This window comes from Sulfobacillus harzensis (assembly GCF_012933365.1).
Lineage (GTDB): Bacteria > Bacillota > Sulfobacillia > Sulfobacillales > Sulfobacillaceae > Sulfobacillus_B > Sulfobacillus_B harzensis.
The window spans coordinates 1-10,407 of sequence record NZ_JABBVZ010000113.1 but is presented as its reverse complement, the minus strand read 5'-3'; the positions used below and the strand labels follow the sequence as shown (position 1 = coordinate 10,407).

General features: G+C 62.5%; 15 protein-coding genes. All 15 read right to left on the bottom strand.

Annotated features, from left to right (window positions below):
• A partial coding sequence (locus HIJ39_RS19305) for a TraC-like domain-containing protein (protein ID WP_476718348.1) occupies positions 1-572 on the bottom strand: 572 nt, incomplete at its 3' end.
• A gap of 71 nt (positions 573-643) precedes the next feature.
• Positions 644-853 carry a hypothetical protein gene (locus HIJ39_RS19300; RefSeq protein ID WP_169102619.1) on the bottom strand — a complete coding sequence of 70 codons (210 nt, stop codon included), beginning with the start codon at positions 851-853 and terminating at the stop codon, positions 644-646.
• 55 nt (positions 854-908) lie between these two features.
• On the bottom strand, positions 909-1,223 hold the full coding sequence (locus HIJ39_RS19295) for a hypothetical protein (protein ID WP_169102618.1): 315 nt from the start codon (positions 1,221-1,223) through the stop codon (positions 909-911).
• Positions 1,223-1,513, bottom strand: coding sequence for a hypothetical protein (locus HIJ39_RS19290; RefSeq protein WP_169102617.1), 291 nt, complete (start codon positions 1,511-1,513; stop codon positions 1,223-1,225). Before HIJ39_RS19290 ends, HIJ39_RS19295 begins: the two co-directional genes overlap by 1 nt.
• A gap of 13 nt (positions 1,514-1,526) precedes the next feature.
• Complete coding sequence (locus HIJ39_RS19285; RefSeq protein WP_169102616.1) at positions 1,527-2,453, bottom strand: conjugal transfer protein TrbL family protein; 927 nt, start codon at positions 2,451-2,453, stop codon at positions 1,527-1,529.
• A gap of 76 nt (positions 2,454-2,529) precedes the next feature.
• Positions 2,530-2,820: a hypothetical protein gene (locus HIJ39_RS19280; RefSeq protein ID WP_169102615.1), complete on the bottom strand. Its 291-nt coding sequence runs from the start codon at positions 2,818-2,820 to the stop codon at positions 2,530-2,532.
• Positions 2,821-2,915: 95 nt separating this feature from the next.
• The gene (locus HIJ39_RS19275) at positions 2,916-3,818 is read right to left on the bottom strand and encodes an ArdC-like ssDNA-binding domain-containing protein (RefSeq protein ID WP_169102614.1); all 903 of its coding nucleotides are present in this window, start codon (positions 3,816-3,818) and stop codon (positions 2,916-2,918) included.
• Between the two features lie 35 nt (positions 3,819-3,853).
• Entirely contained in the window at positions 3,854-6,031 is a 2,178-nt protein-coding gene (locus tag HIJ39_RS19270) for a VirD4-like conjugal transfer protein, CD1115 family (RefSeq protein ID WP_169102612.1), read from the bottom strand.
• A 49-nt stretch (positions 6,032-6,080) separates the two neighbouring features.
• On the bottom strand, positions 6,081-7,292 hold the full coding sequence (locus tag HIJ39_RS19265; protein ID WP_169102610.1) for a hypothetical protein: 1,212 nt from the start codon (positions 7,290-7,292) through the stop codon (positions 6,081-6,083).
• A 15-nt stretch (positions 7,293-7,307) separates the two neighbouring features.
• Positions 7,308-7,727, bottom strand: a complete 420-nt coding sequence (locus HIJ39_RS19260) for a hypothetical protein (protein ID WP_169102608.1) — start codon at positions 7,725-7,727, stop codon at positions 7,308-7,310.
• Positions 7,708-8,127 carry a hypothetical protein gene (locus HIJ39_RS19255; RefSeq protein WP_169102606.1) on the bottom strand — a complete coding sequence of 140 codons (420 nt, stop codon included), beginning with the start codon at positions 8,125-8,127 and terminating at the stop codon, positions 7,708-7,710. The genes HIJ39_RS19260 and HIJ39_RS19255 overlap by 20 nt, the downstream gene beginning before the upstream one ends.
• 317 nt (positions 8,128-8,444) lie before the next feature.
• Positions 8,445-8,738, bottom strand: coding sequence for a hypothetical protein (locus tag HIJ39_RS19250; RefSeq protein ID WP_169102604.1), 294 nt, complete (start codon positions 8,736-8,738; stop codon positions 8,445-8,447).
• A gap of 170 nt (positions 8,739-8,908) precedes the next feature.
• Entirely contained in the window at positions 8,909-9,838 is a 930-nt protein-coding gene (locus HIJ39_RS19245) for a ParM/StbA family protein (RefSeq protein WP_169102602.1), read from the bottom strand.
• Between the two features lie 15 nt (positions 9,839-9,853).
• A complete protein-coding gene (locus HIJ39_RS19240) occupies positions 9,854-10,060 on the bottom strand; it encodes a hypothetical protein (RefSeq protein WP_169102600.1) in 207 nt (68 codons plus the stop codon).
• Between the two features lie 74 nt (positions 10,061-10,134).
• Positions 10,135-10,407 (bottom strand): hypothetical protein (locus HIJ39_RS19235; RefSeq protein WP_207711794.1); only part of this gene is annotated, 273 nt, incomplete at its 5' end.

The following is a 10,407-nucleotide window of genomic DNA, read 5'->3' as shown; positions in this document are numbered from 1 at the left end:
ATGCTTTCCACCGCCGCTTGGCCCGCGTGAAACATCAGAAACAGCAACTCGCGCCAAGCCGCATCCGTCAGCACGTCGGCCCGGAACCCGCGAATGCGCTGCAAATCGTCGATGAGGCCGCGAAGGCTCTGCTGGTGCTCAGCCACCGCGTCCCGGCCCGTCCGGGTCAGGAGCAGGTAGTAGCGCCGTTCGACCGAATCCCCGGCTTGGACTTGTTGGCGGACCCAGCGGGCATAATCACCCAACACCCGGCGTCGGGTGCCGGTTGCTGCGTCCGTGGCGGTGTCCAGACTCGCCAGGTATGAATCCAAATCCACCGGGCGGTAGAGCGAGAGTAGCTGCCAGGGTACGGTCAGCCCGCTCAGCGCGGCTTGGAAACCTTGAATGGCTTGCGTCCGTTCGCGTTCGGACTTCAACGCCAGACTGAACGGACTGATCTGAATCCCCGCCACCACCCCGCCATCCGGGCGGAAGAGGCAGCCGTCGCGCAAGTCTCGAATGGGGAGCCACGACTGGGCCGTTTTCTGCGCGGGAGTGAGCTCCGGCTTCCCCGCTTTCTTGGGTTTGGCCATGCGTTTCACAGTACAACACCTCCTCACAAAAAGACCCCCGACCACGTGGCCGGGGGTGGTCAACCGGGACGTTAGCGAGGCTGCTGCGCCGGACGGACGGCGCCCCACCGCATGATCAGGATGGCACCACCAATCAGGGCCGCTCCCACCGCCCAACCCAGCAGCGGGTTGGCGGCGACAAGCAAAGCCACCGCCTGAGTCATGCGGATCGCTGCGATGCCCGCCATGGCGACCACCAGAGCCAGGAACCCGATGCGCATCAGCCGCGCGACGATTTTCACGTAAATTCACCTCCTCACAAAAAACCCCGACCGTGAGGCCGGGGGTAGGTACTCGTTACTCGTTCCAATCGCTGGCGTTCCAATCGTAGAGCCACTTGCGAGGGCTTTTCGAAAAGCCCACCCCCGCCTGCAACCGCTTGTAGAGCGGTTGTTCATTCGGCGGGGGGAAGGCCAAGAAACCCCCGATTCCGAGTGGCAGCACGAACGCGATGAGTCGGATGGGGATGCTGAGGTGGAAGACGGTCAACATGGCGAAGAACAACACCCCGGTGACCAGCCCCACCGCCACGACGGTGACCTGCGTGAACCCCCAGCCGGGAAAGAGCTCGTATTGCCGCTGGATCGGCTTGGGAATGAGATACCGAGCCATTAGCGTTCCTCCTCTTCTTCTAGCACAACCTGGCGCAAGTCGCGTGGGGGCTCGGGACAGAGTTGGCGCTGCTGACCCCGCCGCCATTGCCGCTTGGTTGTCGTCGGCTTGGACCACAGCCCGCAGTTGCCACACTGCGTCGGGACACCGTAGTGTTCGCCCGCCCATCGCTTGTCGCGGGCGAGATTGCCCGTTTCCATGTGCGGCCAGCTGTAGCCGCAGTTGGGGCAGCGACAGTACCGGCGCGTCGCATCATAGGGGTCCCAGTTGACGTACACGACATCATCCATAGTCGTCCCTCCCTTAAGATTCCGATCCCCCGCCACCCGAGCTACTTTTCGTACTCGCCGTCATCCGGTTCGTGATTGTGGTGCGTCCAATATGGCCCACGATGCCGACAAACCCGCCGCCGATACCCGTGGAGTAGGACCACTGCTTGAGCAGGTGCGCGCCGCGAATGCCAACGACCAGCCAGCCGATTTGCAAGAGCAGCGTGATGCCCAACCGGGCCATCGCCCCGCCCAAGCCGAATCCGTGCCCCAACGCCATCACCTCGGTCGCCGAGGCAAAGCCTTTGAGGGCGAGGAACTGGGCCACCGGCGTCATGGCTAGGATGACCAGATTGGTCCACCAGTGCCCCCACGTGCCCCCATCCGCGTTCATCTGTCCGAGGCTGACCAACGGTGCCGCGAGGACGTACACGACGATCTCCGCCGCCCGGACAGCGAACTGGAAGAGCATGATCACCAAGGCCACAAAGGCGATGAGTGCGAAGAGGATGCCCGCGATGACGATGCCGATATCCGAACTGACCCCGCTGATCGCGGCCACCGTCCCGTGCAGGGTCTGGACGGACGACGCCATGGGGGCGGCAATGAGCATCACCGCGAAATTCAAGCCGAACTCGTAGACCAGGGTGGCAATCGTCCCGGATAGGGCGACATAGAGGACGGTCCGCAGAATACTTTTGGCCAACACCGACCCATCCGGATCCGCCGTGCCTTCGTTCCACAGGATATAGTGGTGGATGGCTTTATAGGCGATGTAGAGCCCGAGGATGGTCCAGGTCACCGCCAGGATGTCGGCTTTCACGGGCTGAATCCACGGGAGGGCCAGTTGGAGCGTCCCCAGTTTCCCGAGCGCTCCCGCAATCGCCCCGATCCAAGACAACGCCCCTTGGATGACATTGAACAACAGTTTTTGCACAGCGTCTAGCACCAGATTTCCCACGGTTATTCCCCCTTCCTCTAAAGCGGTCGCGGGACCGCCGCCCCCTTTCGGGGACGAACGGCCCCGTGCCGATCGCTTAAAATAGCCCGCCCGCGAAGTGCGCCAAACCGCCCGCGCCCGCGACAATGGCCGTGCCAACCAGCACTTTTTTCATGGCCTGCAAATGATGCGCATCAGTGGCCGCCTCGCCGCCACTGAGGTTGCGCATGATCGCGTGGTAACCGATCATCAAGCCACCCGCCGGAATGCCCAGCCCGGCAACCCACCCGCCGGTATTCGTAACGAGCGACTTGATCGTTTGACCCGCCTTGGTCGCGCCCAAGTTTGTAGTGCTCGCTAGCAAATGCATATGACCGATATCGAACATATCTGTTCCCTCCTCGAAAAAGTAGGCCCAAGCGTGCGGCCCCTCATAAATACAGAAAGCCCCGCCTCCGAAGAGGGCGGGGCGGGTGAGACGGACTATGCCTCCAATTCCAGATCGTCTTCCTGTTCCTGCTCGGCCTGTTGCGGCTCCGGCATTCCCAGGGCCCGGGCGATGACCGGATCGCGTTGCGCGGCTTGCTCCAGCGTGGTGCTCATCGTCTGCACGCGCTGGCTGACCGCTTGGGTGAGGGCCAGCACTTTGGCCGGATCGCCTGCGGCCCAGTGGCCGACATAGGGGATGCTGTACTGGCGGGTATCCATCCCCAACCGCTGTGCCAACACGTAGGCGGTGGTTTCGGCGGTGATTTCCTCCGCGCCTCGGTGTCGGTCCATCGCGGCGGCGACATCGGGGACTCCCACGGCATGCGCCCATTCGTGCAGGAGCGTTTTCACTTGCTGGTCCGGGCTCCTATCACGCGCGACCGTAATCGTGCCTTCACTGGGCCGCCACACCCCGTTCGCCCCACCCATGGTGTTGGACTCGGCCATCAACACGGGGACCCCGACCGTCGCGCTCAGACTGCCGATCAGTTCAACCAACGCGGCCCCGTCGAGCAATTTGGGCTGGGGGATAGCGAGATCGCGCCCTTGGGTTTGGCTGACATCGAACACGGTCGCCGCACGGAATCCCACGAGGGCCGGTGGTGCGGGTTTTGCGGGTTCGGCGGTCGCGGCCTCTTCCTCGCGGCGGCGCATCACGGGAGCTAATATCGTAATGCCATGCTCGCCCCGTTGCACGTGACGGCCCAAATCCTGCCACGCGTGATAGCCCGCGACGCGCGTCGCGTCGGGCATTTGCGACATAATGAGCAGTACGTTGCCGGGAGAATAGTGATGAAAGCGGCTCAGCGTGGTCGCCCACTGGCGCCACTGGTCGGGGTCTTCCAACATCTGCTGAATGCCGCTCTGTACCACGGCTTGGGCTTCGGTTGCGTTCATTGCGTCCTCCTCTCTATCACAAAAGGGGCCAGGCTTTACACCGGCACGGCGTCCTCATCCCATGCCTCCCCCGGCACGTCGTCCGGGTCGAGCGGGGCGCGTTGCCCTAAGAACAGGTCGCCCCAGTTGCCGAGTTCACTGACCGGGATATCCACGTGGTCACCCCCTTTCACCGGCTCGGCCACGCCACGGGCCGGAGACGACTTCTTCTTCGCCGTTGATTCGACCACCAAGTCGGTGGGCGTCGTGAAAATGGGCACCTCTGGGATGGGGGTACGGGGGGTCTGCCACGGGGCCCGTTCCTGTAAGTCCGGGAAGATTTGCCACTGCGACAAATCCGGGAGCGGAAACTGAGCCGGGGGATAACCCGCCTGCCAACAGAGCACTTGGTCTTTCGGCCAGCGCATGAGCTCGTCCGCTGTGACCAACTCCCGCCCGGTGAGGCTGAGGCCCTGCGAGGTGTGGGCCACGCCGGTGTCAATGGTGTTCCATTTCACCACGGGCATTTGGGCCGATTCCGAATTGAGCGTGTAGCGGCCAATCATCTCGGACAATTCCTTCGCGGTTTGGAGATCCGAGGTGCGCAAGAAGAGCCACGTGCCCAAATTGCCTCTGATTGTGCGCTCGGTGGATTCGTAATGTTTTCTGAGTTGTTCGATATTCTGCAAAGCCAACACCAGCCGAATGCCCATGCCGGCGCTGACCGTCACGAATTGGTCGAAATCGGGGAACGACGGCAGGTTGCCAAATTCATCCAAGAGGAAATTGACCCGACGTGGTAGCCGACCCGAATGGTCGCGGGCGACATCAGTGAGGGTTCGGAAGAGCATGTTGACGTACAATGCCGCCGCCATGTACCGGCTGGCATCGTCATGAGGAATGACGAGGAAGGTTGCCGTTGGCCGCTCGCCCGCCCCAATGCCCGCCATATCGTGGTCTTGTGCGCTCATGACCCACGCCACCTCGGGGTCGCCCCACAATTGCAAGCCCGCCGCCGCCCCGGTGATGATGCTCGCCCGCGTTTTCCCCTGCGCGAGTTGGTAGGTGCTATAGGCCAATCGGGCCGGGTGGCCGGCGTCGAAGGTGCTGAAAAACACGTCGAGCGTTTTCCCCTCGTCGCTGCCCGCCTCGATCATGAGGCGGTAGGCACTCGCCAGGTGGCACTCAGTCACCGTTTCCGCTCGCTCGGCCACGGCGAGGATCATGGCCGACGTGAGACTGATTTGCCCGTTAACCCAAATCGGCTCGGTCGAGGCAAGGTTGCCTTGACCGAAGGTGATGATGTGGGCAACCGACCGCGAAATCTTGGCCGCTAGCGCGTAATCGGGTACTTGTGAATCATGGAGCGCGTGCCACACGCTGGCAATCGGGTTAAAGCGGTGGGTGCCGCCGGGCCTTGGTCGAATGAGGTCCACCCGCACAATATCGTAGCCTCGACTTTCCAGCCATTCGGCACAATGGTCGTACAACTCGCCTTTGGGGTCGGTTAAGACTAGCGATTCTTGGGCGGTAGACCCGATAATGCCGACGGTTGGGATAATCAACCGCCGGGTCTTGCCGGAACGGGTGGACCCGAGAACCAGCGCGTGTTCGTCACGCTCAAGAATCCAGCCGCTAAGCGGGTCCTTCGCGGTGTCGAGGCCAACCAAGAGCCCGACTTTCGGCAGGTCGGGCTCAGGGCCTTTTTTTCCGTTCTGGACCCATTTGTCGTGGATCGCTTGGGCCTCGGCGCGAATGGCCTTGACGGTCTTGAGTGTCACGGCCTTTTTCTCTTTGGTCATCGGCGCTTGCCACCGGCTGTAGCTCTCTCGGAGTGAGCGCGGGTGCCGCCAGTGGGCGGTGCCATATTGGCCCTTGCCCGCCGCTCGTGGGCCGCCCCAGGTGCTGAGGCCGGAGGCTTTGGCCGACTGGTAGGCGATAAAGCCGCCCGTGACGACCCCCATCCCCAAGACTCCTATCACAAGATGAGGGTGGGCGAACACGCTAGCCCAGTGCGTCGGCAGATAGCCGTGTTCCGCCTTCCAGTGATGCCAGATCGAGCCGATGTGCGCGTGGGCAAACCCCGTCTTGTTGGCCGCCTTTGCAGCCTTGAGGTTTTTCGCGATGGGCTCAACCACGCCAGCCGCGACATCGGCCAGTTCCATCCCGATGACCCAGCCGGGGATGGCCCCGAAGAGGCCGCCCACCAGGGCTTTGCCGGTGCGGTCGTTCATGTACGTTCACCTCCTCATATAAATAAACCCCGACCGGTGAGGGTCGGGGTTACTGGGCAATTTCTTGGCCGGTATTCCGGGCGATGTCCGCTTCCGCTTTCTTCGCCCGCCATTGGGCTTCCGCCAGCCAATAGGCGGTCATCCGGGCATCACGCTCGGCTCGGTGCATGATTTGGTGCAGTGCGCCGACCAGCCGTTGGCCGGACGCGACGGGGGGACGCTTTCCCATCGCGGGGCCGCGTGCCGCGTCTCGGGCCGCTTTCAGTACCGGCGCGGCGAGCCGCTTGATGAGGTCCGCTTCGGCGTTGCTCCGAATGCGGTCGAGGGCTTCTTGGCGTCCGGGACTGTTCTCGGTTTTGTCGGGATCGCGGTGCCAATAGGCCATCCCGAGCTCTCGGGCCGATTTCACATATTTTTCGTGCTGGGCTTTCAGCCCGTGGTCGGTCTTCCACAGCCAACGGATGACTTCTTCCGTCGCCGCTTTCACCTCCGGTGGCATGTAGGCATACGCCAACCGCCCATGGCCGGGGAGATGTTGGCCGAGCGTTGCCAACCGTTCGGTCAGCTCCCGGTGAAATCCTTGCTGTTCGTTGCGTCGGGCCACCAAGTCAATCACCGCACTCCGGGCCTCCGTCCGGGCCGCCGATTTCTCTTTGCCCAGTTGCTCGCGTTCCGGCTTGTAGAGTTCCGAGATCCACGCCTTCCGAATCGCCCGGCGTTCAGCATCCGACCACTTGGCCGTCTTGCGGCTGGGCTTTCCTTCCTCCCATACCAACAAGTGGATGTGGGGGTTGTTTTCGTGCGTTTGGTGCCGGTGTGCCGCCGCAATCCACTGCACTTTGGCAGGGTCCAAGCCGAGTTGGTCAATCATCTTTTGTACCACAGGGGGTGATGCGCGTTCCCACCCATCTTTCGTCGTGAGGCTGCCGCCCATCGCAAAGGCATCTTGTTCCCCCACACTGGCAATCACCCGCCAGACGGGTCCTTGGGCTGCGAGGATGCTCTTTTGGGCGGCCTTCGGATCGTCGGCGGCATTGCCAAAATAGCCCATCGATCCTTCGCGCTCCCCAGCGTACTTGGCGTGAATGGCCGCCGATTCCAGGGTGGTGCGGTCGGCAGCAGGCTCACCCCCTAGTAAGAGTTCGTGTTTTTCGGCGCTTCCCATATATTCGATGTGGTGCGCGCCGGATTGCAGGCCGTTCAACCCCTCCCCTTTGGGTAAGTAATAGTGAAGGCGCATGACGAATGGTTGCCGGGGCATAGTGTCGCCTCCTTGTTATGCGTCGTCGGGTATCGCCCGCTCGATCCACCCGAACTGGGACCGAACGCGGGGGTCTTCGAATGCGGTCAAGGCTTGGTCTAACGCCGCGTCGGCCAACAGCTCCGCCTTTTCTTGCGCCAGGTCCGCAGGCATCTCTGCTGTGATATATCTATCCCGGGCCCATTCCCGCAAAAACGCCATGGTCGCTGCCGCGTGGATCGCCGCAAAGTTGGCGGCCTGGGTTAGCGGGGTGGTGGCTTGTCCGATCAGGGCTAGCAGGTTGCCCGCTTCGATGTTCGTGGCGTCTGCGATGAGTTGGGTGCGAATCGCCCGTTTCACGTACTCGTTCATGCTCTGGTTCCGTGCGCCACTCACGGTGCGCACTGCTTCAGCCATCTCTGTGGGCACGCGGATTTTAAGCTCCGTTGTTTTCATCGCCATCACCGTCCTCAACCCCGAGACCCCGAAGTTTACGTTGAATGCGTTTTGTCGCTGTAAGGCCCAGTCTATGATCAATCTCAGGTGCATCGCTAGGCCGAGACCCGTAAAATTGAACGCGCCAGCCCTCTCGGCTATAGGCGGCATCCATGGCCGCGATAAAGGCGAGGGGTTCCAAGTGCAGGCGAGCAAATTGGCTGAGGTTAGTGAGATCGGATTTCAACTCATCCAACGTGCCAAGCGGAGCGAGACCGGCTTGCATGAGCCGCCGGGCCTCCGCCGCGACCGACGTTTGGTGCCGCGCGGCTTGGGCTTTCAGCAGGTCATAAAACTCGCCGGGAATCCAGACTTTGATTTGTACACCGTCTTTTTCGACTGTAGTATTTTCTCCCACCATTACCAACTCCTTTCGATGAAATAGGGACTTTGGGACTCGGATAGGGGCTCGAACAAATGGCGTCGTTGTGCGGTTCCTCACTCGGGCCAGTCCCTATTTTGGGTTGGAAAACTGCCTCGATGCCCCACAGGCAGGGACTCGACCCCACCTTGCAAACCGGCTCTACTTAAAGGGTTTCCGCGCGGCACTGCCGCGCGTGTGGGGGCATGTTCCCCTTATCCTGTGTATCTTTTCTCCCCCGCGCCTTTGGGGGGAGAGGGAGGCTCGGACGCTTTTCCCGAGCCGGAAGAGGGGGACTGTCGATCGGCATTGAAGAGCTACGAATCCTCATCCAACGCCCCAAATTTCTTAAAGAGCCCAATCGCCGCTTTTTGCGCGTCCACGGTCGGTGCCGGACGCGGTGTTGCCTCGGCGGGCGGTGGACTCTGCTGGCCTAGCGCATCCATCCGGCGCTCAAGGGCCTCGATGCGCACGAGTAAGCCGCCTGTACCAGAGAGAGCCAAGCCGATCAATGCCTTGAGGCGCGTACTCCGCTCGCCTTTCGGCATGGCCGCGATAGCGGACACTAACGCGGCATCCTCATCATCGAAATAAATCCGCACACTTTGCACGACCTAACTCAACCCCTTGTCTCGCAATGGTTTCCGGTGTTTTTGATGACATTGTGGGTCGTCGGACGACCTATGCCCGGCTGGGTTGTCGGTCGAAGGGTCGCCGGACGACCTACAAAGCGGGGTAAATTGCCCTAAACCCCGCACGGGGGCTGCGTTTGGTGTGGGCCCTAACGCAACGCCAGCAAATACCCCTGCGCATTGGCCCATTGGGGGTCGGGCGGCACAATCGTGCCGGGGATAGCGGTGGGCAGGATATCCGATCCCCCACCCACGGCGACGATGCCCAGCAACTTGTCGGCCTGCGGCCCCAGCCGCTCGGCCAGGACCTTTGCAATCTGCCGCCCCACGGCCTCACGGGCCTCGTGAGCGCGTTGCGTGACATCGAGTTTCTGGCCCCGCACCACGACATGGGTGCGGCCTTCGACTTCGGCGGGCGTATAGTCCACCTGATGCGTCGAACTGATCTCATCCGCCACGGCTTGGCTCACGGTGTGCATCCCCAGTTCCAACGATCCAGCGGCACTCGGCTCGTAATCCAGTCCACCATCGGCGGATTTCTCCACCACGATGTAATCGGTGGTGCGGTACCCGACATCGACGACGAGGTACGCGCCGGATTCCATAGTCGGAGCCGCCAACAACGATCCGGCGGCAGCCACTCCCTGAGGCAGGACCATGACCGACTCGAACCAGACCCTTTGCGGGGGTTGCCCGGCCCGTTGCACCACGCCCCCAAACCCAGTCAGGGCCTCGCGAAAGGCGCGGCGCTGCGAACCAAACCACGAGAGCGGCAGGCCAGTAGCCAGCGCAACCGGCCCGACCGCTCCCAGTTCTGCCGCCGCCACCAGAATCAGCCGGAGCGTGTCTTCGTCAGTCGCCTTGTCGCGACTCCAGAGCGGGGTGGCGTAGCTACGTGCGGGCTCCCCGATCACGTAGGGTTGGCCATCGATCCACACGGTATCGACCTGGGCATACTCCCCAAGATCCACGCTGGCAGGCGCCGGGGCAATCAGGCTGGGGAACAGCACGCGCTCCCCGGATTCGCCGAGCGCTTTGGTGTATCCATGCCCGGCGTCAACCGCAATCCTTAATGTCATAAATCAGCCTCCTTCCTAAGCGTTCTCTCCGGCTTCGGCTAATATTTGGCGCGCGCGTTGCAGCGCGCCAGCCCGCGCGATCAACGACGGGCCGAGGCTTTCAAGCTCCGCCGCCCTGCGTAAAATGCGGGCCTCCACGGGGGTTAACTGCATGCTCAGACTCTCGGTGCGCTTAGCCCCGGCGGGGCGTCCTCCTTTGCGGGGAACAGTGACCTGATTCACGATAATTACCTCCTTCCTTTCACCTATAAAAAGGCCCCCACCCACGAGGGGCAGGGGCTTTGAAACGGGGGGGGTTAATCGCCGCGCTGCTGGGCCATCGCCAGGATCTCCGCCGTTGAAGCGGTTGGATGCTGCGCCAGCGTGCGGACCAGCCACTCCCCATCATCGGCCAGCACGGCCCGCGTGGCCGGGGGAGTAGCTGGATTGTGCGCCACCGCCGCCCGGACAATGTAAAATGGATCGCCGGCGAGCGCCGCCAGGGCATCCGGCGGGGTGGCCGGGTTGTCGGCCACCTCCGCTCGGACGGCGGCATCGGGGTCGTCGGCCAACCGCGCCAATTCCTGGGG